We start from the raw sequence: 21494 nt of genomic DNA, 5'->3' as shown, positions 1-21494 counted from the left end.
TCGACGCCGCCCACTGTCAGCGTTCGGTGGGCGGCGTCGTGCGTCCCAGACCGCCTCGGTCCTCGTCGAAGATCAACCATGTGCGGGTCGCCCGAACGCCGTCGAGCGATTGCAGGCCCTCGAGCACCACCAGCCGCAGGCTCTCGTTGTCGGGAGTCCTGATGAGTACCAGTACGTCGAAATCCCCTCCGAGCAAACTGAAATGGTCGACGAACTCCATCGCCCTCAGCCCCTCGGACACGGTCCGCCACGAATCCTGACGGATGGACAAGGCGATGAACGCCGAGGTTCCGAGCCCGGACGCCGCGTGATCCACCTGCACGGTGAACCGTTCGATGACACCGGAATCCTTGAGTCTGTCCACCCGCGTATAGGTATGTGCACGAGAGAGATTCAACCGATCGGCCAGCACCCGCATCGAGACCCGGCCGTCTGCGGTGAGCTCGGCGAGGATGCGACGATCGGTGTCGTCCAACTCCACACGCCTCGAGACGTCGTCCATTCGTCCGCTCCTACCTCGTGGTTCGTTGCGCCGATCGGACAGATTCTGGATTCGCGCGGCGATCAGCGGCCATATGTCTGCAATTCTACGACCTTCGGACTTGTTCATCACAAAATCGGCCAGAATCGCCGTACAAGCCGATTTCAGGAGAGTGCGTCATGACGACCGTCGAGAAGGTAGCGGCAACGTCCTACCAACAGTTCATGCCCGCCGACCGTCCCGTGCAGTATCTCGCGCCGGACGGGACGGGCGTGGACAGTGCCGCCCGCTACGCACACCCGTCCAACGAGCGCCTGCTCGAGATGTACCGCTCGATGGTGCACGGTCGCCGATTCGACCAGCAGGCAACAGCTTTGACCAAGCAGGGCCGTCTCGCGGTCTACCCGTCCTCGCGCGGACAGGAGGCCTGCCAGATCGCGGCCGCCCTGTGTCTGGGTGAGCAGGACTGGATGTTTCCGACGTACCGTGACTCGATGGCTCTCGCGGCGCGAGGCGTCGACCAGGTGGAGTTGCTCGGCATGCTCGCCGGCTACTGGCACTGCGGCTACGACCCGACCGCCTACAAGGTCGCTCCCCAATGCACCCCACTGGCAACACAATTGCTCCACGCGACCGGCTTCGCGTACGCCGAGGCCAAGCAGGGTCGCGACACCATCGCCCTCGCCTTCTGCGGCGACGGTGCCACCAGTGAGGGCGACTTCCACGAGGCCCTCAACTTCGCCGCGGTGTTCCGGGCACCGGTCATCTTCCTGGTGCAGAACAACGGCTTCGCGATCAGCGTTCCCCTGGCACGTCAGAGTGCGGCTCCCTCGTTGTCGCACAAGGGAGTCGGCTACGGAATCGGCAGCGAGCAGGTCGACGGCAACGACCCGATCGCCATGATGGCCGTGATGGACGAGGCCGTCAAGTACGTCAGAGCGGGCAAGGGACCGGTGGTCGTCGAGGCGCACACATACCGCATGGACGCGCACACCAACGCCGACGATGCTACGCGCTACCGCAAGGCCGACGAGGTCGAAGGGTGGCTGGCCCGAGATCCGCTCTTGCGCCTCGATTCCTACCTCGAAGGCCAGGGGCTGCTCACCGACGAGCTGCGCGAGCAGATGACGGTATCGGCCGACGCCGACGCCGCTGCGCTTCGCGCCGGCATGAACGTCGAGCAGGAAGTCGACCCCGAGGATCTGTTCCGGTTCGTCTATTCCTCCCCCACACCCGGCCTGACCGAACAACGCGATCAGGTTGCCGCCGAAATCGCTGCAGGAGAACTGTCATGACCACGATGACCATGGCCGGAGCCCTCAACGCCGCTCTGCGCGACGCGTTGACCGAGGACGAGAAAGTAGTTGTGTTCGGCGAGGACGTCGGCACACTCGGCGGCGTCTTCCGCGTCACCGACGGCCTCACCCGCGACTTCGGCGACGACCGCTGCTTCGACACCCCGCTCGCCGAGTCGGGCATCGTCGGATTCGCGATCGGAATGGCGATGTCGGGTTACAAGCCCGTCGTCGAGATGCAGTTCGACGCCTTCGCCTACCCGGCCTTCGAGCAGATCGTGTCCCATGTGGCCAAGTTGCGCAACAGAACTCGCGGCTCACTCACCGCGCCGATGGTCATTCGCATCCCGTTCGCCGGCGGTATCGGCGGAGTGGAGCACCACTGCGACTCGTCCGAGGCCTACTACGCCCACACCCCGGGCCTGAAGGTCGTATCCCCGTCCACCGTCGCCGACGCGTACTCACTGATGCGCGACGCCATCGCCGATCCGGACCCGGTGATCTTCCTCGAGCCGAAGCGGCTGTACTTCTCCAAGGACGACATCGAATTGACCAAGACCGAGCCGATCGGCACCGCCGTCGTCCGCCGTGCCGGTACCGACGTCACTCTTCTCGCCTACGGCCCCACCGTGTCCGTGGCCATGCAGTCGGCAGAGTTCGCAGCCGAGGACGGCCGGAGCGTCGAAGTCATCGATCTGCGATCGCTCAATCCTTTCGACGACGTGACCGTCGCGGCCTCGGTACGTAAGACCGGTCGCTGCATTGTGATTCAGGAAGCGCAGGGCTTCTCGGGTGTCGCCGCCGAGATCGCGTCGCGGGTATCCGAGCGTTGCTTCCATCACCTGCACGCTCCGGTTCTGCGGGTCACCGGTCTCGACATCCCCTACCCTGCACCGAAACTGGAGCACTTCCACCTGCCGTCCGCCGACCGCGTGCTCGACGCGATGGACCGACTGCAGTGGAACGACGCCCCCGACCTCAGCAAGGCGGTCACGGTATGAGCATGCAGGTATTTCTGCTCCCCGACCTCGGTGAAGGACTGACCGAGGCCGAGATAGTCGAATGGAAGGTCAAGCCCGGCGACACCGTCACCATCGATCAAGTTGTCGTGGAGGTCGAGACGGCGAAAGCCTCCGTCGAGGTGCCCTGCCCGTTCGAGGGTGTCGTCGGCGAACTGCATGCCGCCGAGGGCACGTCACTCGCCGTCGGTGCTCCGCTGATCAGCATCACCGGCGGTGCCGTCGCCGATGTGTCCGCTGCCCATGAGCGTTACCGCGAAGAGGAGAAAGCCGGCTCGGGAAATGTGCTGATCGGCTACGGCACGGGACACGGTCCGACCGGCCGTCGTCGGAGAGCGGCTGCGCCGCAGGTGAGCGGAAACTCGACCCAGGCTACGAGTTTCCGCTCACATGCACCGAAGGTGCTCTCCCCCGTCGTCCGGAGCATGGCGTTACAGGGTGGGCTCGATCTGGCCATTATCGAGACAGCCGGCGGCCACGGAGTCATCACCCGTGCGGACGTGGAACGGGCACTCTCCACCAGCGTTCCCACTACCGACGGGGTCACGCGAATCCCTATCACCGGGATTCGCAAGACCATCGCAGACAAGCTCTCTCGCAGTCGCTCGGAGATTCCCGAGGCCACCGTCTGGGTCGACGTCGACGCAACAGCTCTACTGCAGGCCCGACGCGACCTCGACGCCTCCATCGACGGAGTCAAGGTGACGCTGTTGGCGGTTCTCGCCAAGCTGACGATGATCGCTCTGGCCAAGTTCCCCGAGCTGAACAGCACGGTCGATACTGCCGCGGGCGAGATCCTGCGCTACGAGAACGTCGGACTCGGCATTGCCGCACAGACCGATCGCGGATTGATGGTTCCCGTTGTGCCGCAAGCAGACAAGGCCGATCTGAAAGAACTCTCCGAGCGGTTGGCCGAATTGACCGAGCTCGCACGTACTGGTTCTCTCCCTGCAGCTCGCCTGAGCGGCGGAACGTTCACCCTCAACAACTACGGGGTGTTCGGGGTCGACGGCTCGGCCGCGATCATCAATCATCCCGAGGCTGCGATTCTGGGTATCGGACGCATCATCGACCGCCCGTGGGTGGTCGATGGTCAATTGGCCGTCCGCAAGGTAGCGCAGCTGTCGTTGGCATTCGATCACCGCGTGTGCGACGGCGGAGTCGCTGGTGGGTTCCTGCGCACTGCTGCCGATTTTGTCGAAAACCCCGTCGTGGCATTGGGATCCGTCCGATGAGTGATGTCGACGTTCTCATCCTCGGTGGCGGATCAGGTGGGTACTCCTGCGCCCTGCGCGCCGAGCAGCTCGGTCTCTCGGTTGCGCTGGTCGAGGAGGACAAACTCGGTGGCACCTGCCTGCATCGCGGGTGCATCCCCACCAAGGCGCTGCTGCACACCGCCGAGGTGGCCGATGCGGTGCGCGGGGCTGCTCACGTCGGCGTTACGGCCTCGCTGACCGGTGTGGATATGCCTGCGGCGCTGGACTATAAAAGCAGCGTGGTCGCCGGCCTGTACTCCGGACTGCAAGGGCTGTTGAAGCGGCCGGGCATCGAAATCGTGTCCGGTCGCGGCCAGGTGGTCGGTCCTCGCACCGTCGAAGTCGATGGGCGACGCATCACCGGGGCTTCACTGGTCCTCGCGACCGGATCGTATTCACGCACCATCCCGGGTATCGAACTTGGACCTCGTGTTCTCACCAGCGACGGGGCGTTGGCACTCGATCGAGTTCCGGAATCTGTCGTCGTGCTAGGCGGCGGAGTCATCGGTATCGAGTTCGCCAGTATCTGGTCCTCGTTCGGTGCCAAGGTCACCATCGTCGAGGCCTTCGATCGTATCGTTCCCGGTGAAGACGAGTGGTCTTCGAAGCAGTTGACCAAAGCATTACGCAAGCGCGGCATCGACATTCGAACCGGGACCAAAGTCGAGACCGTCACCGAATCTTCCGACGACGTCTCGGTGACACTGTCGTCCGGTGACACCCTCTCGGTGGATCTCGTCCTGGTGTCCGTCGGTCGCGGACCCCGTACCGACGGACTGGGTCTGGCCGAGCAGGGCATCGCCACCGAACGTAGCTTCGTCACTGTGGACGACAACCTGCTCACCACCGCAGACGGCGTCTATGCCGTCGGCGACATCGTGGCGGGGTATCAGTTGGCTCATCGCGGTTTTCAGCACGGCATGTTCGTTGCCGAGCACATCGCCGGTCTCGCACCCGCACGCATAGACGGCGATCTCGTTCCACGCGTTACCTATTCGCATCCCGAGGTTGCGTCGGTCGGTCTCACCGAGAAGGCCGCAGAGGAGAAGTACGGAGCCGTGACGTCGGTGGTCTACGACCTCGGCGGCAACGGCAAAAGTCGCATTCTCGCCACCGCAGGCGGAGTCAAGGTTATTCGCGCACGCGAGGACGGTCCTGTCGTCGGCGTCCACCTCGTCGGTGACCGCGTGGGCGAGCTGATCGGTGAGGCACAACTCGCGGTCGCGTGGGAGGCACTGCCGTCGGAGGTCGGGACCTTCGTGCACGCGCACCCCACGCAGAACGAGGCACTCGGTGAAGCGATGATGGCACTGTCGGGACGGCCGTTGCACGCGCATAGCTGAGCGGGAACGGCCGGTCCCAGGGCCATGGCCTTTTCGGAGTGAGGATTCGGTCGGTCCCGGTCCGTGAACTCGCCGCCCATGCTGACTGCGTGGGGTGACGAGAGCGGGTCTCAGCCCGGCCGAGATCCTCACACCTATCTGATGGCGGCGGTCCTGTGCGACGGAGGTGATGTGCCGGAATGGCGCAACACCATGGAACAGGTCCGCCTCGTCACCGAGCCCAAGGTGCATTGGCATGGAAGTAGTCCCGATTGCCGCCACCTTCTCGTGGAGGCAATCGCCTCCCTGCCGATGATGGGCTTGGTGCTCGTACACACTACTGAAGCAAGCGATCGCCGGCATCGCCGAAAGTGCTTGGATTGCTGTTACCGAACCTCGCCGAGATGCAATGCGCCCGCGTTACGCTGGAATCGGGAGGAAACCAGGACCGAAGCGATCTCGATCTACTTCAGAAGTTCCGCGCACAAAAAATGGTTACCTCAGGTCTACGTCTGCATCACAGCGTCGGTCGAATCGGACCTGCGCTCTGGGTGGCCGACATCGTGTGCGGAGCGGTGGTACAAGACCGCGTGGGAAACAGCAGCTATCTGGACAAGATCAGCGATGCTGTCGAAATCCACCACCTATGACCCTGAAACGACGCAAGCCACAGACCTCGTCATCCGGCGAGTGATTCTGTGGCTCACTTCCAGCCCCACCTCGATGGGGCGGCAAGAGCTTCAAAGTACCGGGGCGAGTTACGTCGGCGCAACCATCGACAGCTGACACGAAGTCCCGCTGTCTCGATTATTCGACGTCGCTACTTCATCAGGAATCGCATCAGAGCAGTTCTGCACCACGGTGGACCGCCCAGTAAACAAAGAAGGCCCCGAAACCGCATCGGTCTCGGGGCCTTCGTCTATGCGACGTCAGACGTTCAGATCCTCGTCTTTACGGTTCTTGATGCGCGAGGTCGCCACGAAGGAGATTGCCGCCAGGATCATCAGGTAGATCGAGATCGACATCGAGGTGCCGGTTCCGTTGAACAGTGCCTCGGAGATGGTCGGGACGAATGCTCCACCGAGCACGGTTCCGATGGCATATCCGATGGATGCGCCACTGAATCGGACTGCAGCGGGGAACATCTCGGCGTACAGAGCCGGCTGTGGTCCGTAGGAGAGGCCGAGTCCGACGGCGAAGAGCCCGAGGGCCACGTAGATCCAGTGCAATTCACCGGTGTCGACGAGCAGGAAGAACGGGATGGCGCACAACACCATTGCCGCGTTTCCGACGTTCATGATCGTGGTCCGGGCGTAGCGATCGGACAGGTGCGCGCCGAGCAGAGTGAACACTCCCCAGACGATGGCTGCGAACAAGCTGGCCACCAACACATCCACGCGAGCGAGTCCGTGTTCACGCGTCGAGTAGGCCACGATGAAGCCACCGACGATGATGTAGCCGTTGCCGTTGGTGCCGATGAAAGACAGCGCGGCCAGCATGACCTGCTTCTTGTTGGTGCGCCACAGTGCGCGGACGGGAGTGTGGTTGCGCTCCTTGCGTTCTGCGAGCTCCTTGAACACCGGAGTCTCCTCGACACGACGTCGGATGTAGAAGCCGACGAGGATGAGCACGAAGCTGATCAGGAACGGGATGCGCCAGCCCCAGGCCTCGAACTGCTCTTCGCTGAGCAGGCCGGTGCACAGCGCCAACGTTCCCACTGCGATGAGCATGCCGAGCGGAACGCCCATCTGGGTTGCCGCGCCGTAGATTCCGCGCTTGCCCTTCGGTGCATGCTCGACGGCCATCAGTGCCGCGCCGCCCCATTCGCCACCGGTGGAGAATCCCTGCAGGATGCGCAGCACGATCAGAATGATCGGGGCCCAGATGCCGATGGTCGCGTAGGTGGGGAGCAGACCCATGCCCACGGTGGCCGCACCCATCAATGTCAGGGTCGCGATGAGGACTTTCTTGCGGCCGATCTTGTCACCGAAGTAGCCGGCGACGATGGCCCCGAGTGGACGGAAGATGAAGCTGATGCCGATCGTGACATAGGCGACGAGCTGTCCGGACGAGCCCATGGGCGCGAAGAACAGTTGCGCGAAGATCAGCGACGCCGCCTGCGCGTAGATGAAGAAGTCGTACCACTCGACGGTGGTGCCGACCATGCTGGCCATGGCGGCGCGGCGATGCTCACGCGACACCCCGGTGGGCGTCTCGACCTGGGTTGACATCGACTTGTCTCGTTTCGTTCGGGCTCCGGCACTCGGGCATCGAGCGGCAGTTCGGAGTGATGTGGGGCGGGGTTGTGATGGGTGAAGGTCGGCGATTACTGCAACCGCAGAAGCGGATGAAACTCACCGTCCATTCGGTCGGTAATTACTGTGACCGGCGCCACCACAGTTTGTCAAGGTGGTAGCGGACATAACAAGGCGGTGGACGCAGTTCGTCGGAAACTACCGATCCGAGCCCTCGGGTTCGTTCGAAACGACGCAGACATCCGAAGTGACGGAAGGTCATACTCGAACTCATGTCTGCACCGACGTCGACTCTCGTTCAGCGCTCTCCGATCATCGACGAACTGATGCGTGCGCTGGGTTCCGACGCGGTGATCACCGACCCCGATATCCTCGAGAGCTACCGTCACGACGCAGCCGCTCTGTGTGAATCCGCGCTTCCGCTGGCCGCGGTGCTGCCGACCACGGAATCGGACGTCCAGGCGATAATGAGCATTGCGTCGGCACACCGCATTCCCGTTGTCCCACAGGGAGCGTTGACCGGCCTGGCCGGAGCCGCGAACGCCAGCGTCGGAGCCATCGCACTCAACACCCGCCGCATGAACAAGATCATCGAGCTCGACGTCGTCAACCGCACCGCCGTCGTGCAACCCGGCGTGACGAACAAGGAACTCAAAGATGCTGCCCTGCAGCAAGGTTTGACGTATCTACCCGACCCGTCCAGCTGGGAGGCGTCGACGATCGGCGGCAACATCGCTACCAACGCCGGCGGCCTGTGCTGCGTGAAGTACGGCGTCACAGCACGATTCGTCCGCGGCCTGCGTGTCGTTCTCGCCGACGGCCGGGCGACTTTCGTCGGCCGACGCACCGTCAAGGGCGTGGCCGGGCTGTCCCTCGCCGATCTGTTCGTCGGCTCCGAGGGCACACTCGGCATCATCACCGAAGCCACCGTCGGCCTCGACTTTCCGGCTGCCACTCCGCTGACGATGGCCGCGACGTTTCCCTCGACCGTCGCTGCCGGAGAGGCTGTGACGCGGATTCGTGCCGCCGGTATCACCCCGAGCCTGTTCGAGCTGTTGGACCGCACCACCATCGCCGCGATCGACGCCTACGCCCGGATGGACTTCGGTACCGATGCCGCGGCCGTGCTGATCGCCCAATCCGACATCGGCGCAGGCGCGGTGGAGGAGCTCGAGGCCATCGCCGCACTGTGCACCGAATCCGGTGCGACCGATGTGGCCGTCGCCGAGGACGAGGTCGAGTCGGAGCAGCTCGTGCAGGCCCGTCGGCTGGCGTACCCCGCACTCGAGCGTCTCGGTTCTCCGTTGGTCGACGATGTGTCCGTTCCGATTTCGCACCTCGCCGCGATGATCGACGAGGTCGGACGCATCGCCGAGCGCATCGGGATCGTCATCGGCGTCGTCGGCCACGCGGGGGACGGAAACATCCATCCCACGGTCATCGTCAACCCGACGGACCCACAGTCGTTGATGGACGCTCACCGCTCGTTCGACGAGATCGCCGCATTCGCCCTCTCGCTAGGCGGAACCATCACGGGCGAGCACGGAGTCGGGCTGCTCAAGCGAGACCTACTCGAGACCGAACTCGATTCGGTTGCAGCAGAACTGCAGCGCGGCATCAAGGAATTGCTCGACCCGCACTACCTGCTCAACCCAGGAAAGGTGCTCACCGCCCGGAAGTGAGCCGGAGCGCCATCCACACCAGCAGTCGGGTGTCCGCGTCGTCGAGATCGAGACCGAACAGCTCCTTGGTACGCCGCAGTCGATAGCGAAAAGTGTTGGGGTGCAAATACAACGATGCAGACGCGGCAGCAACATTGGACTCGTGCGCCAACAGCGCCAGCACCGTCGCGGAGTACTCGGTACCTTCCGCGGCGTCGCAGGCGAGCATCTTCTCGACGGCCGGTATGGCCAACGGGACGTCATACAGTGCATCCGCCGCTCTACGTAGAGTGACCGACACCCGACTCTGCCGAAAGGTCGTCGTCACACCGTCCCCGACTGCGTCGAGTACCCACTGCGCATGTCGGCGTGCCACTGTCGGCCGGGAGTCCGGACCGCCGATCGCAAAGGTGACCGATACACCGAACGCGGCCTCCGCCTTGCGTCGAACATCCTCGGCCGCAACGGCGACACCGCGTTCGTCCTCGGCCGCCGTGACCAGCCAAACGGTGTGATCCTCGATGACACAGCCCGAATCCGATGCAGTGCCGAACGTCAGCTCCAACAGATCGGCCAACTGCACCAGCTGAGCCTCCGATTGCGCAAACTCGCCCCTCCCTGCCAGCACGACGTACAGGCTGCCGGGCGGTGTGACGGTCTCTGGGTCGGTCAGGAGCGCACGCACCCTCGGATTGTCGGCACCGGCCGGTTGACGCCGGGCCAGCAGTAGGGGCACCGCGGCTGCTGCCGCACGCGTCATGGCCGCCACCACGCCGGTGTCGGGGGGACGTAAGGAAACCCCAGTAGCAATACTCCAGATGGAGCCGAGGTACTCCCCGTCCACCGAGACGGCCACCGCGAGTCGGGGCAGCACTCCGGGAACGTCGACCACGTGCACCGTCGAGCTCTGCCGGAAGTCGGGGTCGAGGTGATGCACCATGTACTCGGCCGGAACCTGCTTCCCGAGGATCCCGTCTCGACGGACGTCGTCGATCGGCTGACCAGGTACGGACGAGTAGGCGATGACGAAGCCGAGTGGATCCATCACCGACACAGCGCCGCCCACCGCGGTGGCGGTTGCGTCCGCCAGCGCCGAGAGATCCGCAGTACTCACCGATTCACAGTACTTCCATGTGCGGTGACTTCCATGTGCGGTGCCGCTACCGGGCCACGGTGCGACTGTCACCTCGGAACTCGGCGATCAGCTCGTCTCGGCACGTGACCGACACGTCGTACAGACCGTTGCGGCCGAACCTCGCACGCTCGACGGCGTCGGCGACCAGGACGTCACCGGCCTTCGTCGGACGGAGATAGCGAATGTCGCATCGCGCCGCCACGGCCGAGTCCTCGTGTGAATTGCAGGCCATCGCGAACGTGGTGTCCGCCAACAGAAAGACATAGCCGCCGTGCGTGATGGCGTAGCCGTTGACCATGTCCTCGGTGACGACCATGGACATTCTCGCGTGCCCGGGTGAGAGCTCGATCAATTCGATGCCGAGCTTGCGGGACGCGGCGTCGACCTCGAACATCTCTCGCGCGATCATCGAATCGTTCACGGCTGCAACACCGATCGCTCATTCTGGGTGAACATCGTGACGCCTCCGGTCGCGAAATTGCGCAGATCCTTGCCTGCCGCCTTCATCTCGGGCGAGGCCAGTCCTGCCTTCAGCGATGACTCGTCCGCGAAGTACAGGCTGGCGATCGCGTAGTAGGGAGGCGGTGAATCGTCGAGCGAGTCCAGGGTGCCCCAGGTGAAGTCGACCAGACCGGGGACTGCACGAGCGAGGGGCACGTGCACGTCGGCGTAGTGCCGATCGAATGCGGCAGGGTCCTCGGGCATTCCGTAACAGACGGCAACGCGAATACTCATGATGCGTCCTCGGGCTTCGCAACCAGGGTCAGCACGTCGTAGGTGGCGACTGGTTCGTCGTTCTGGTTCACAACCACTGCGTCCCAACGCACCTCACCGTAGTCGGCACTCTGGCGCGGTGTGATGAGCTTGGCCGTCAACGTGACAGTCAGTGAATCCTCGGCCTTGACGGGCGTGAGAAAACGAAGGCTGTCGACGCCGAAGTTCGCCAGTACAGGGCCCGGTGCCGGATCGACGAACAGCCCGGCTGCCAACGACACCACCAGGTATCCGTGCGCGACGATACCGCCGAACAGCGGGTTGGCCGCTGCCGCTTCCGGATCGGTGTGCGCATAGAACGTGTCGCCGGTGAACTCGGCAAAGTGATCGATGTCTGCACGCGTGACCTGTCGGGGCCCACCGACGATGGTGTCGCCGAGCTTCAATTCGCCCAGATTCTTGCGGAACGGATGCACATCGCCGGTGATGCGCGCAGAACCGGCCACCCACTTGTTGCCCACCGCAGTCAGCACATCCGGGGTTCCTTGAATTGCCGTGCGCTGCATGTGATGCAGTACGCCGCGGATACCGCCGAGTTCTTCACCGCCGCCGGCCCGTCCGGGACCGCCGTGCACCAGGACCGGCAGCGGAGATCCGTGGCCGGTCGATTCCTTCGCATCCTCGGAGTTCAACACCAGGATGCGCCCGTGGTACGGAGCGCACCCGAGTACGAGCTCGCGTGCGATGGCCGAATCTTTGGTCACGACAGAGGCGACCAGCGAGCCCTTGCCGCGGGAGACGAGATCGATGAGGTCTGTGGTGCTGTCGTAACCGATGACGGTAGAGACGGGCCCGAAGGCCTCGATGTCATGCGGTTCGGTCGCGGTCTTGTCTCCGGCCTTCAGCAGCACCGGTGCCATGAACGCGCCGGCCCGCTGATCCACCGTCTCCGGATCGCCGAAGACCACCGAAGCGGACTTGGTCAGTCCACGAATGGATTTGAGTACCTCGTCGCGTTGTTCGATGCTCGCCAGCGCACCCATGGTGACGCCCTCGTCTGCCGGATCACCGACGACGACCTTCTCCAGCTTTGCCTTCAGCGCCTCGATGACGGGCTCGACCGAGTCCTGCGGGACCAACACGCGCCGGATGGCCGTACACTTCTGTCCCGCCTTGGATGTCATCTCGGCGAAGACGCCCTTGACGAACAGATCGAACTCCGGATCGCCCTGCGCAACATCGGAAGCCAGAATCGACGCGTTCAGAGAGTCGGCCTCGGCCGTGAAGTGCAGTCCCTCGCCGACGACCTTGGGGTGCGAGCGCAGAGTCGCTGCAGTATCGGCACTTCCGGTGAACGCTACGGAGTCCTGACCGCCGAGGTGATCGAGGACGCCGCGGGCACTACCGCACAGCAGTTGTACCGAGCCCTCGGGCAAGAGTCCCGATTCGATGATGCGGCGGAACACCAGCTCGGTGAGGTACGCAGTTTGGCTGGCGGGCTTGATGATCGACGGCACGCCGGCGATGAACGCGGGTGCCAGCTTCTCCAGGAATCCCCAGACGGGGAAGTTGAACGCATTGATCTGCACCGCGACACCGCGCCGCGAGGTGTAGATGTGCTGACCGAGGAAGGTGCCCTTCTTGCCGAGCTGTTCGATCGCACCGTCGAGATAGACAGTGTCGTTGGGCAGCTCGCGTCGAGCCTTGCTCGCGTAGCTCAACACGGTGCCGAAGCCGCCGTCGATGTCGACGCCGGAATCACGGACGGTGGCTCCGGTATGTCGGGAGAGTTGATAGAACTCCTCCTTGCCGGCCATCAGCGTCAGGCCCAACTGCTTCAGCAGCGCCGCGCGCTCGTGGAACGTCAAGGCGGCGAGGGCCGGGCCGCCGACAGTTCTGGCGTAGTCGACCATGCCGGCAACGTCGAGACCGCTGGAGGACACCCGAGCGATCTCGCTGCCGTCGACGGCGCTCAGCAGCGGCGTTCCCTCGTCGGTCGCGGAATACCACGCTCCCTGGGCATAGCTTTCCAGAAGTCTGCTCACAACGCCTCCATCTCACCGTACGTTCGGTCGGTAATTACCATCGCCGTCGAACGCCGAGATGTCAAGACTTGTCCGGCTACGTGCGACGCAACCCGTCGAAGGTCAGCGCCACGACCGCGTCGGCCAATTCCTCGACCGATCCGCCGGTGCGCGGGCGGTACCACTCGATGAGGGAGTTGACCGTGCCGAACACCAGCTTCGACGCCAGCGCCGGGTCGACACCGGGACGCAGGTCGCCCTCCTCGGCGGCGGCGACCACGAGCCCGGTGACGAAGGAATCGAATTCGCGGCGACGGGCGAGGGCGCGTCGCTCGACGTCGGTGTTGCCGCGGACTCGCAGCAGCAGCGTGACGTAGGGCAGTTCCGCGCACAGGATGTCCACGCTGCGTCGCACCAGGTATTCGAGGCGGTCGATGTATCGCCCGGTCGTGGCCCGATCCTCGGTCGTGACGGCGAACAGTGCATTGAGAGCCCGCGACAGCGCGAGTTCGAGCAACTCGGACTTGCCGGACACGTGGTGATAGATCGAGGACTTGGTGATGCCGAGCCGCTTCGCCAGAACTTCCATGCTGGTGCCGTCGTATCCGCGGTCGTTGAAGACCTTGACCGCCACTGCCAGGAGGGAATCGAGGTCGTATCCCGGCCGCCCTGGCTGTCCGGTCTTGCGCGGCGCGCGTGCGGTTGTCATTGCCACATCTTCTCAGCCGATGGCCGATTCCACAGCACCACGGGCAGCAGGCCTTGCCAAACGACCGAATGTTCGGTTATCAATGACGCAACCGTACGAAGGAGTTCGAAGTGGGCGAAGTATTTCTGGTGGCCGGCGCACGCACCCCGCACGGGCGCTACGGTGGTGCGCTGTCGACCGTGCGCCCCGACGATCTGGCCGGGATCGTCGTCGCCGAGGCGGTCCGGCGCTCGGGCGTTCCCGTCGACCGAATCGACGAGGTGATTCTCGGTGCCGCGAACCAGGCCGGCGAGGACAATCGCGATGTGGCCAGAATGGCAGTTCTGCTCGCAGGACTCCCCCATACCGTGCCGGGATACACCGTCAACCGTCTGTGCGCGAGCGGACTGACCGCAGTCGCCAACGCCGCGAGCACCATTCGCAGCGGTGAGGCCGAGATCATCGTGGCCGGTGGCGTCGAGTCCATGACGCGCGCGCCCTGGGTCATGGCCAAGCCGGGAACCGCATGGGCCAAGCCCGGGGAGATCTTCGATACCTCCCTCGGCTGGCGATTCACCAATCCGACCTTCGCTTCCCACGACGCGGGGACCGATCCCAAGATCACCCTGTCGATGGGCGAGACCGCCGAGGAGGTCGCGCTCAGCGAGGGCATCACCCGCGAGGAGTCCGACGCCTTCGCCTTCCGCAGCCAGCAGCGTGCCATCGCCGCCCAGGATGCCGGACGCTTCGCCGACGAGATCGTGGCCGTCACGACCAAGAACGGCGAGGTCACCGGCGACGAGACACCGCGACGCGGAACCACAGTGGACAAGCTGGGGACGTTGAAGGCCGTGTTCCGCAAGGACGGCATCGTCACTGCCGGAACGTCATCTCCCTTCACCGACGGTGCGTCGGCATTGGTGGTGGCCTCCGAGGAGGCCGTGAACAAGTACGGCCTCGACGTTCGCGGACGCATCGTCACCAGTGCGAGTGCAGGCATCGCGCCGCACATCATGGGGCTCGGGCCCGTGCCGTCCACACAGAAGGCCCTCGCTCGCGCCGGGTGGTCTGTCGAGGACCTCGGTGCCGTCGAACTCAACGAAGCCTTCGCGGCCCAGTCCCTCGGCGTCATCCGTCAACTGAAGCTGAACGAGGACATCGTCAACGCCGACGGCGGGGCCATCGCCCTCGGCCACCCCCTAGGTTCCTCCGGTGCTCGAATCCTGTTGACGCTGTTGGGCCGGATGGAACGTGAGAAGGCGTCCCGTGGGCTCGCGACGCTGTGCGTCGGCGTCGGGCAAGGCGTGTCGATGTTGATCGAGGCACCGTGAACACGCTCGTCGTCGAGGAGCTGACCGACCGGGTTGTCGTCACCCTGAATCGCGAGAAGCAGCGCAACGCAATCGATGCCGAGATGATCGGCGAGTTGCACGAGGTGTGCGCGCTCGTGGAGCAGGATCCCAAGATCGTCATCCTGACGGGGCAGGGCGAGCACTTCGCCGGCGGTGCCGACATCAACCAGCTGCGGGCCCGTACCCGCGACGACGCATTGCGCGGCATCAACCGAAACCTGTTCGACCGCATCGCCGCACTGCCCCTGCCGACGATCGCCGCGGTCCGCGGTTACGCCCTCGGCGGTGGCGCAGAACTGTCCTACGCCTGCGACATCCGTCTCGCGTCGCCGACGGCGGTGTTCGGCAATCCCGAACCGGGGCTGGGCATCATGGCGGCCGCCGGGGCCAGCTACCGGTTGCCGACTTTGGTGGGAGTGTCCGTCGCCAAGCAGGTACTTCTCGGTGGCCGGACGCTCGACGCCGAGGTGGCGCTCCGCTCTGGACTGGTACTGGACGTCGTCGACGAGCCGTTGGCTGCGGCGCATTCCCTCGCGGATCGCATTGCCAAGCAAGCACCTCTGGCACTGAAGCTGACCAAGAAAATTCTCGATGCGCCTGGTTCACACCCGTGGGCCGACGACATCGCGCAGGCTGTTCTGTTCGAGACCGAAGACAAACAACGCCGAATGACGGCATTTCTGGAGAAGAAGAAATGACAGCTCCATCAAAGGTGGCAGTGGTCGGTGGCGGCCGCATGGGTGCAGGCATCGCGCAGGTATTCGCCGCCCTCGGTTCCACCGTCGTCATTGCCGAGGCCGCCGACCGAGAAGCAGCCCTCGGTCGAGTCTCGACCGGGTTGGATCGGGCACACGAGCGCGGCAAACTCAGTGAGGATCCCGCTGCGATTCTCGCGCGGGTCTCCACCGTCGCCGGGCCCGCGGACCTACCCGCCGACCTCGACCTGGTGGTCGAAGCCGTGCCCGAGATTCCGGCCCTCAAGGTCGAGGTGTTGGCTCTGATAGACAAAGTCGCATCCGAAAAGACGGTCATCGCGTCGAACACGAGCTCTATCTCCATCGCCGAACTCGGCGCAGCACTGAGTGATCCGAGCCGCTTCATCGGGATGCACTTCTTCAACCCGGTTCCGGCGTCGACTCTCGTCGAGATCGTGCGCGCGCCCGCCACCTCCGCGGACGTGGTGCAGCGAGTGCAGCAGTGGGTGTCACTCCTGGGCAAGACCGAGGTTCTCGTCAACGACTCCCCCGGCTTCGCGACCTCGCGGCTCGGCGTCTGCCTCGGGCTCGAAGCCATCCGAATGTTGGAGGAGGGCGTAGCCGATGCCGAATCCATCGATCGCGCCATGGAACTCGGTTACAAGCATCCGATGGGACCGTTACGGTCGACCGACCTCGTCGGGTTGGACGTTCGGCTCGCCATCGCAGAACACCTGGCGTCGACCCTCGGCGACAGGTTCACTCCCCCGCAGTTGTTGCGAGACATGGTTGCTCGCGGCGACATCGGACGCAAGTCCGGTCGCGGCTTTCACGATTGGACGAACACATGACGGTACGGTTCGACATCACCGACGGCTTGGCGACCATCACCCTCGCGCGCTCCGAGGCACACAACGCCCTCCACGTCGCGACGAAACTCGCGTTGGCGGAGGCCGTCCAGAAGGCCGCTGCACCCGAGGTGCGCGCCGTGCTGATCACCGCGGAGGGCAAGAACTTCTGCGTCGGTCAGGATCTCGGCGAGCACGTCGCCGCGCTCAAGGCCGATCCGGCCACGGCGATGGATACCGTCGGCGAGCACTACAACCCGGTGATCCGAGGACTGGCTGCGCTCGAGGTACCGATCGTCGTAGCCATACCCGGCGCGTGCGTCGGCGCGGGTCTCGGGATTGCCTTGGCCGGGGATATTCGGGTTGCGGGCACCAAGTCCTCGTTCGCAACGGCCTTCACCGGAATCGGCCTGGCCAGCGACTCGGGGTTGAGCTACACGTTGGTCGAGGCGCTGGGATCGAGCCGGGCCGCGGGTCTGATGCTGCTCGGCGACAGGGTCACCGCCGCGCAGGCCCTCGACTGGGGGCTGGTGCACCGCGTCGTCGAGGACGGGGACGTACTCGAGACCGCACGCACGTTGGCCACCTCCCTCGCTGCCGGGCCCACCCAGGCCTACAGGCAGGTCAAGTCTCTGATCGCTCGATCCGGACTGTCCGACGCCTTGGACCGCGAGGCGCAGGCACAAACGGCTCTGGGACAGACGCAGGACCACAAGGCCGCCGTCGACGCCTTCCTGAACAAGACGAGAGCCTCCTTCGTCGGCATGTGAACAGAAACTCGACCCCTGCTACGAGGTTTCGCGCACGTGCGGCGCAGCCGCTCTTGTGCCCGGGGTCACTTCGAGGCATACTGGTTACCAACCGATCATTCGGTAATGAAAGTAGGACTTATGACCACGTCAAACACCCTGTCCGCCGAAACGCTTCAGGACGGGTTCGACGACACCATTTCCCGTGAGCAGCGCGTCGAGCCGCGAGACTGGATGCCCGACGGCTATCGCAAGTCACTCATTCGGCAAATCGCCCAGCACGCGCATTCCGAGATCATCGGAATGCAGCCGGAGGGCAATTGGCTCACCCGCGCGCCGTCGCTGCGCCGCAAAGCGATTCTGATGGCCAAGGTGCAGGACGAGGCCGGCCACGGCCTCTACCTCTACTCCGCCGCGGAGACGCTCGGAGCGGACCGCGCCGACCTGACGGTCAAGCTCATCGAGGGCAAGCAGAAGTACTCCTCGATCTTCAACTACCCCACCCTGACGTACGCCGACGTGGGCACCATCGGCTGGCTCGTCGACGGCGCAGCTATCTGCAATCAGGTTCCCCTGTGCCGCAGCAGTTTCGGACCGTACGCACGCGCGATGATCCGCGTCTGCAAGGAAGAATCCTTCCATCAGCGCCAGGGCTACGAACTACTGGCGACGATGATGCGCGGCACCGAGGAGCAGCGCGCCATGGTCCAGGAGTCGGTGAACCGCTGGTGGTGGCCGGCACTGATGATGTTCGGTCCGCCGGACGACGAGTCCCCCAACACCGAGCAGTCGATGAAGTGGGGCATCAAGCGTCACACCAACGACGAACTGCGCCAACGCTTCGTCGACATGTCGATCCCGCAGGCAAAGGCTCTGGGTGTCACGTTCCCGGACCCGGATCTGAAGTGGAACGAAGAACGTAAGTCGCACGATTTCGGCGAGCCCGACTGGTCCGAGTTCATGCAGGTGATCAAGGGCAACGGCGCCTCCAACGTCGAGCGCATCGCGAACCGTCGCGCAGCGCACGACGGCGGTGCCTGGGTCCGTGAGGCCGCAACCGCATTCGCAGCAAGGAACGCAGCATCATGAACGAGTTCACCGCCGAGGGCGGCCACGGAGCAGTTCCCACCGACAACGTTCCGGTCGAGCCGAAAAGAGAAGCCGTCAAGGCCGATTGGCCGTTGTACGAGGTGTTCCTGCGCGGCAAGCGCGGCCTGAACCACGTGCATGTCGGATCGCTGCACGCCGCCGACGACCACATGGCACTGCGGCACGCCCGCGACGTCTACACCCGTCGCAACGAGGGCGTCAGCATCTGGGTGGTTCCGTCCAACTCCATCGTCGCGTCGTCCCCGTCGGAGAAGGATCCCTTCTTCGCACCGAGTGGCGACAAGGTGTACCGCCACCCGACGTTCTACGAGATCCCCGACAACGTCCCGCACATGTGAGACCCATTCTTCAAGAGGACAAGCACTGATGACTGATCACGACAGCGCCTACGAGGGCCTCGTCGACGAGGATTCACACGGGCAGTGGGCATTCGGAACGAGTTTCGACGATCCGCTCGCCGGAGTCGACACCACCGTCCCCGACGACGTCGACCTGAAAGCCCTTGCCGCATACTGCCTCATGCTCGGCGACGACGCGCTGATCAGCTCGCAGCGACTGGCGCAGTGGAGCACCCGCGCACCGGAGCTCGAAGAGGAAGTGGCCCTGGCCAACGTCGGCCTCGATCTCCTCGGCCAGGCTCGGCTGCTGCTGGCCCGCGCCGCCAAAGCAGACCCGACGGTGGTGCCGTTCATTTCGGACACCTCTCCCGCACCGGCCGAGGATGCACTGTCGTTCTTCCGCGACGAGGCAGATTTCCGGTGCGTGCGACTCACCGAACTCGACAACGGTGACTTCGCGAAATCCCAGGTCCGCCTGCTGGTGTTCGCGACGTGGCGGCTCGCCGTCTTCACTCGTCTGCAGGAGTCTCGCGATCCGGTTCTGGCCGCTGTCGCGAGCAAAGGCGTCAAAGAGCTGACCTACCATCGTGATTACGCCGCGCGCTGGGTCGTGACGCTGGGTTGCGGAACCGATGAATCCAAGCAACGAGTGCGCGACGCCGTGACCGGAATCTGGCCGTACGTCTCCGAACTGTTCGTACCCACGGGCGAGGAAATCGCCCTGGCGAAGGTCGGCGTCGCCGTCGACCCCCGGGATGTTCGCGAGGAGTTCGATTCCGTTCTCGCACAGGTTCTGCACGCCGCAGAGCTCGAGGCACCCGAGGGTAAATCCGTCGGCACCATCGGCGGCCGCGGTGGCCGACGCGGAATCCACACCGAGGCATTCGGACCGTTGATCGCCGAGATGCAGGTAGTGGCCAGAGCACATCCGGAGGGAGTCTGGTGACCACACTTCAACGAACGGCGCGTGAGATCGCCGCTACCGTCATGGATCCCGAGATGCCGCTGCTCACCCTCGACGACCTCGGCGTCCTTCGTGACGTCGAAGTCCGCGAAGACGGAAGTGTTCTCGTCACCATCACCCCGACGTACTCGGGGTGCCCGGCGATGGCGACGATGCGCGACGACATCGCGCACAAGCTGACCGATCACGGGTACTCCGACGTCGAGATCGTCACCAGCCTGACCCCGGCGTGGAGTACCGACTGGATTTCCGAGGAGGGGCTGCGCAAGCTACGCGAATCCGGTTACTCGACGCCCGGTCCTGCTCCGACCCGAACCTCCGGCCCGGTTCCGTTGACCCTGACGGTCAAACCCCGTGAGATCGCCTGCCCGCAGTGCAGTTCCGTCAACACCCGTCTGACGTCCGAGTTCGGCGCGACGCTGTGCAAGGCCCAGTATCGGTGCGACGACTGCCTCGAACCCTTCGACCACGTCAAGGAAATCTGATGACCGTCACCGCCGAGCCCGTACAGAAGACCCAACGCAACAAGCCGTTTCACACCCTGACCGTCGCCGATGTGGAATCACTGTGCGACGATGCGGTGGCCGTCACCTTCGACGTACCGGAGGATCTGCGCGAGGAATTCGATTTCAAGCCGGGTCAGTCGCTGATGCTCAGCCGCACGATCGACGGTGTGGAGCATCGCCGCTCCTACTCGATCTGTGCACCCGCGGGCTCGCGTCCACGCGTCGGCGTTCGCGAGGTCAGCGACGGCCTGTTCTCATCCTGGCTCGTCCGCGAGGTCAAGGCCGGCGACCGCGTCGACGTTCAGGGTCCGACCGGAAATTTCCATGCAGACCCGGCAGTGGCGGGCAGGCACGTTCTCATCGCGGCCGGATCCGGCATCACTCCGATGCTGTCGATCGCGGCCTCCGTCCTCGCCAACCCCGATGCCGAAGTGGTTCTGCTGTACGGCAATCGGCGCACACGCACCGTGATGTTCGCCGAGGAGATAGCCGACCTCAAAGACCAGTACGGCAGTCGATTCGACATCATTCATGTCCTGTCCCGCGAACCGCGTGAGGTCGAGTTGTTCAGCGGCAGGCTCGATGCCGAGCGCTTGCGCGAGATACTCGACACTGTCGTCGCGACACCGGACATCGATCACTTCTGGCTCTGCGGTCCGTTCGGGATGGTCAACGACGCACAGGACGTGCTGAAGGAACTCGGCGTCGCCAAGAGCAGCATTCACCACGAACTGTTCTACGTCGACGACATTCCGCCGCCGCAGGAGAAGCACCGTGAGCCCGGCGTCACCGGGCCCAGCAGCGAGGTCACCATCATCCTCGACGGCCGTGAGGTGAAAGGCGCACTGCCTCAGGACGAGTCGATTCTCGATGCGGGCGAGCAGCTGCGGTCCGATCTTCCGTTCGCCTGCAAGGGCGGAGTGTGCGGCACGTGTCGCGCGAAGGTGACCTTCGGCGATGTCGACATGCGTCGCAACTATGCGCTCGAGGACAACGAGGTCGACGCCGGCTTCGTACTCACCTGCCAAACCTTCCCCGTCAGCGACACCGTGACCGTCGACTTCGACGCCTGAGACCGAGAG

General features: G+C 64.4%; 22 protein-coding genes. 15 read left to right on the top strand and 7 right to left on the bottom strand.

What is annotated here, in order from left to right; translation table 11 throughout:
• Positions 1-16: 16 nt before the first annotated feature.
• Complete coding sequence (locus AB0362_RS16810; protein WP_094668637.1) at positions 17-502, bottom strand: Lrp/AsnC family transcriptional regulator; 486 nt, start codon at positions 500-502, stop codon at positions 17-19.
• A gap of 158 nt (positions 503-660) precedes the next feature.
• Between AB0362_RS16810 and pdhA the strand changes: the two genes are divergently transcribed.
• The 5 genes from pdhA to AB0362_RS16785 all read left to right on the top strand — a co-directional run bounded on the left by pdhA (position 661) and on the right by AB0362_RS16785 (position 6159).
• Complete coding sequence (gene pdhA, locus AB0362_RS16805; protein ID WP_366235938.1) at positions 661-1776, top strand: pyruvate dehydrogenase (acetyl-transferring) E1 component subunit alpha; 1116 nt, start codon at positions 661-663, stop codon at positions 1774-1776.
• Entirely contained in the window at positions 1773-2777 is a 1005-nt protein-coding gene (locus AB0362_RS16800; RefSeq protein WP_366235937.1) for an alpha-ketoacid dehydrogenase subunit beta, read from the top strand. The genes pdhA and AB0362_RS16800 overlap by 4 nt, the downstream gene beginning before the upstream one ends.
• On the top strand, positions 2774-4030 hold the full coding sequence (locus tag AB0362_RS16795) for a dihydrolipoamide acetyltransferase family protein (RefSeq protein WP_366235936.1): 1257 nt from the start codon (positions 2774-2776) through the stop codon (positions 4028-4030). The genes AB0362_RS16800 and AB0362_RS16795 overlap by 4 nt, the downstream gene beginning before the upstream one ends.
• The gene (lpdA, locus tag AB0362_RS16790) at positions 4027-5394 is read left to right on the top strand and encodes a dihydrolipoyl dehydrogenase (RefSeq protein ID WP_366235934.1); all 1368 of its coding nucleotides are present in this window, start codon (positions 4027-4029) and stop codon (positions 5392-5394) included. Before AB0362_RS16795 ends, lpdA begins: the two co-directional genes overlap by 4 nt.
• 141 nt (positions 5395-5535) lie before the next feature.
• Positions 5536-6159 carry a hypothetical protein gene (locus AB0362_RS16785; protein WP_366235933.1) on the top strand — a complete coding sequence of 208 codons (624 nt, stop codon included), beginning with the start codon at positions 5536-5538 and terminating at the stop codon, positions 6157-6159.
• Positions 6160-6302: 143 nt separating this feature from the next.
• On the opposite strand, the gene AB0362_RS16780 is transcribed toward AB0362_RS16785, so the two are convergent.
• Complete coding sequence (locus AB0362_RS16780; RefSeq protein ID WP_149407189.1) at positions 6303-7604, bottom strand: MFS transporter; 1302 nt, start codon at positions 7602-7604, stop codon at positions 6303-6305.
• A 296-nt stretch (positions 7605-7900) separates the two neighbouring features.
• Between AB0362_RS16780 and AB0362_RS16775 the strand changes: the two genes are divergently transcribed.
• Positions 7901-9310: an FAD-linked oxidase C-terminal domain-containing protein gene (locus AB0362_RS16775; protein WP_366235932.1), complete on the top strand. Its 1410-nt coding sequence runs from the start codon at positions 7901-7903 to the stop codon at positions 9308-9310.
• Here AB0362_RS16775 and AB0362_RS16770 read toward each other — a convergent pair.
• From AB0362_RS16770 to AB0362_RS16750, 5 genes are all read right to left on the bottom strand, one after another.
• Entirely contained in the window at positions 9294-10403 is a 1110-nt protein-coding gene (locus AB0362_RS16770) for a helix-turn-helix domain-containing protein (RefSeq protein WP_366235931.1), read from the bottom strand. The two genes, AB0362_RS16775 and AB0362_RS16770, sit on opposite strands and share 17 nt — an antisense overlap.
• Positions 10404-10449: 46 nt before the next feature.
• Entirely contained in the window at positions 10450-10833 is a 384-nt protein-coding gene (paaI, locus tag AB0362_RS16765) for a hydroxyphenylacetyl-CoA thioesterase PaaI (RefSeq protein ID WP_269594770.1), read from the bottom strand.
• 8 nt (positions 10834-10841) lie between these two features.
• Entirely contained in the window at positions 10842-11159 is a 318-nt protein-coding gene (locus AB0362_RS16760) for an EthD family reductase (RefSeq protein WP_366235929.1), read from the bottom strand.
• Positions 11156-13183 (bottom strand): phenylacetic acid degradation bifunctional protein PaaZ, encoded by a 2028-nt coding sequence (gene paaZ / locus AB0362_RS16755; RefSeq protein WP_366235928.1) that lies wholly within the window; start codon positions 13181-13183, stop codon positions 11156-11158. Before paaZ ends, AB0362_RS16760 begins: the two co-directional genes overlap by 4 nt.
• A gap of 76 nt (positions 13184-13259) precedes the next feature.
• The gene (locus AB0362_RS16750; RefSeq protein ID WP_032380646.1) at positions 13260-13871 is read right to left on the bottom strand and encodes a TetR/AcrR family transcriptional regulator; all 612 of its coding nucleotides are present in this window, start codon (positions 13869-13871) and stop codon (positions 13260-13262) included.
• Between the two features lie 110 nt (positions 13872-13981).
• Here AB0362_RS16750 and AB0362_RS16745 point away from each other — a divergent pair, with 110 nt between their 5' ends.
• From AB0362_RS16745 to paaE, 9 genes are all read left to right on the top strand, one after another.
• On the top strand, positions 13982-15181 hold the full coding sequence (locus tag AB0362_RS16745; protein WP_366235927.1) for a thiolase family protein: 1200 nt from the start codon (positions 13982-13984) through the stop codon (positions 15179-15181).
• Complete coding sequence (locus tag AB0362_RS16740; RefSeq protein ID WP_317784918.1) at positions 15178-15900, top strand: enoyl-CoA hydratase/isomerase family protein; 723 nt, start codon at positions 15178-15180, stop codon at positions 15898-15900. Before AB0362_RS16745 ends, AB0362_RS16740 begins: the two co-directional genes overlap by 4 nt.
• On the top strand, positions 15897-16748 hold the full coding sequence (locus tag AB0362_RS16735) for a 3-hydroxyacyl-CoA dehydrogenase family protein (protein ID WP_366235926.1): 852 nt from the start codon (positions 15897-15899) through the stop codon (positions 16746-16748). Before AB0362_RS16740 ends, AB0362_RS16735 begins: the two co-directional genes overlap by 4 nt.
• Positions 16745-17515 carry an enoyl-CoA hydratase-related protein gene (locus AB0362_RS16730; protein ID WP_366235925.1) on the top strand — a complete coding sequence of 257 codons (771 nt, stop codon included), beginning with the start codon at positions 16745-16747 and terminating at the stop codon, positions 17513-17515. The genes AB0362_RS16735 and AB0362_RS16730 overlap by 4 nt, the downstream gene beginning before the upstream one ends.
• A gap of 120 nt (positions 17516-17635) precedes the next feature.
• Positions 17636-18583: a 1,2-phenylacetyl-CoA epoxidase subunit PaaA gene (gene paaA, locus AB0362_RS16725; protein ID WP_149407180.1), complete on the top strand. Its 948-nt coding sequence runs from the start codon at positions 17636-17638 to the stop codon at positions 18581-18583.
• Positions 18580-18942 carry a 1,2-phenylacetyl-CoA epoxidase subunit PaaB gene (paaB, locus tag AB0362_RS16720; protein WP_149407179.1) on the top strand — a complete coding sequence of 121 codons (363 nt, stop codon included), beginning with the start codon at positions 18580-18582 and terminating at the stop codon, positions 18940-18942. Before paaA ends, paaB begins: the two co-directional genes overlap by 4 nt.
• 28 nt (positions 18943-18970) lie before the next feature.
• The gene (gene paaC, locus AB0362_RS16715) at positions 18971-19888 is read left to right on the top strand and encodes a 1,2-phenylacetyl-CoA epoxidase subunit PaaC (RefSeq protein ID WP_366235924.1); all 918 of its coding nucleotides are present in this window, start codon (positions 18971-18973) and stop codon (positions 19886-19888) included.
• Positions 19882-20391, top strand: coding sequence for a 1,2-phenylacetyl-CoA epoxidase subunit PaaD (paaD, locus tag AB0362_RS16710; RefSeq protein WP_094638828.1), 510 nt, complete (start codon positions 19882-19884; stop codon positions 20389-20391). Before paaC ends, paaD begins: the two co-directional genes overlap by 7 nt.
• Positions 20391-21485, top strand: coding sequence for a 1,2-phenylacetyl-CoA epoxidase subunit PaaE (paaE, locus tag AB0362_RS16705; protein ID WP_317810079.1), 1095 nt, complete (start codon positions 20391-20393; stop codon positions 21483-21485). Before paaD ends, paaE begins: the two co-directional genes overlap by 1 nt.
• Positions 21486-21494: the final 9 nt, after the last annotated feature.

The organism is Rhodococcus sp. NPDC079359 (assembly GCF_040702585.1).
Classification (GTDB): Bacteria; Actinomycetota; Actinomycetes; order Mycobacteriales; family Mycobacteriaceae; genus Rhodococcoides.
This window is presented reverse-complemented; position numbering and strand designations above follow the sequence as displayed.

Excerpts from the sequence above, each read along its gene's own strand:
- AB0362_RS16810 (WP_094668637.1), bottom strand. The coding sequence starts at position 502 with ATGGACGACGTCTCGAGGCGTGTGGAGTTGGACGACACCGATCGTCGC.
- pdhA (WP_366235938.1), top strand. The coding sequence starts at position 661 with ATGACGACCGTCGAGAAGGTAGCGGCAACGTCCTACCAACAGTTCATG.
- AB0362_RS16800 (WP_366235937.1), top strand. The coding sequence starts at position 1,773 with ATGACCACGATGACCATGGCCGGAGCCCTCAACGCCGCTCTGCGCGAC.
- AB0362_RS16795 (WP_366235936.1), top strand. The coding sequence starts at position 2,774 with ATGAGCATGCAGGTATTTCTGCTCCCCGACCTCGGTGAAGGACTGACC.
- lpdA (WP_366235934.1), top strand. The coding sequence starts at position 4,027 with ATGAGTGATGTCGACGTTCTCATCCTCGGTGGCGGATCAGGTGGGTAC.
- AB0362_RS16785 (WP_366235933.1), top strand. The coding sequence starts at position 5,536 with ATGGCGGCGGTCCTGTGCGACGGAGGTGATGTGCCGGAATGGCGCAAC.
- AB0362_RS16780 (WP_149407189.1), bottom strand. The coding sequence starts at position 7,604 with ATGTCAACCCAGGTCGAGACGCCCACCGGGGTGTCGCGTGAGCATCGC.
- AB0362_RS16775 (WP_366235932.1), top strand. The coding sequence starts at position 7,901 with ATGTCTGCACCGACGTCGACTCTCGTTCAGCGCTCTCCGATCATCGAC.
- paaI (WP_269594770.1), bottom strand. The coding sequence starts at position 10,833 with ATGATCGCGCGAGAGATGTTCGAGGTCGACGCCGCGTCCCGCAAGCTC.
- AB0362_RS16760 (WP_366235929.1), bottom strand. The coding sequence starts at position 11,159 with ATGAGTATTCGCGTTGCCGTCTGTTACGGAATGCCCGAGGACCCTGCC.
- AB0362_RS16750 (WP_032380646.1), bottom strand. The coding sequence starts at position 13,871 with ATGACAACCGCACGCGCGCCGCGCAAGACCGGACAGCCAGGGCGGCCG.
- AB0362_RS16735 (WP_366235926.1), top strand. The coding sequence starts at position 15,897 with ATGACAGCTCCATCAAAGGTGGCAGTGGTCGGTGGCGGCCGCATGGGT.
- AB0362_RS16730 (WP_366235925.1), top strand. The coding sequence starts at position 16,745 with ATGACGGTACGGTTCGACATCACCGACGGCTTGGCGACCATCACCCTC.
- paaA (WP_149407180.1), top strand. The coding sequence starts at position 17,636 with ATGACCACGTCAAACACCCTGTCCGCCGAAACGCTTCAGGACGGGTTC.
- paaB (WP_149407179.1), top strand. The coding sequence starts at position 18,580 with ATGAACGAGTTCACCGCCGAGGGCGGCCACGGAGCAGTTCCCACCGAC.
- paaC (WP_366235924.1), top strand. The coding sequence starts at position 18,971 with ATGACTGATCACGACAGCGCCTACGAGGGCCTCGTCGACGAGGATTCA.
- paaE (WP_317810079.1), top strand. The coding sequence starts at position 20,391 with ATGACCGTCACCGCCGAGCCCGTACAGAAGACCCAACGCAACAAGCCG.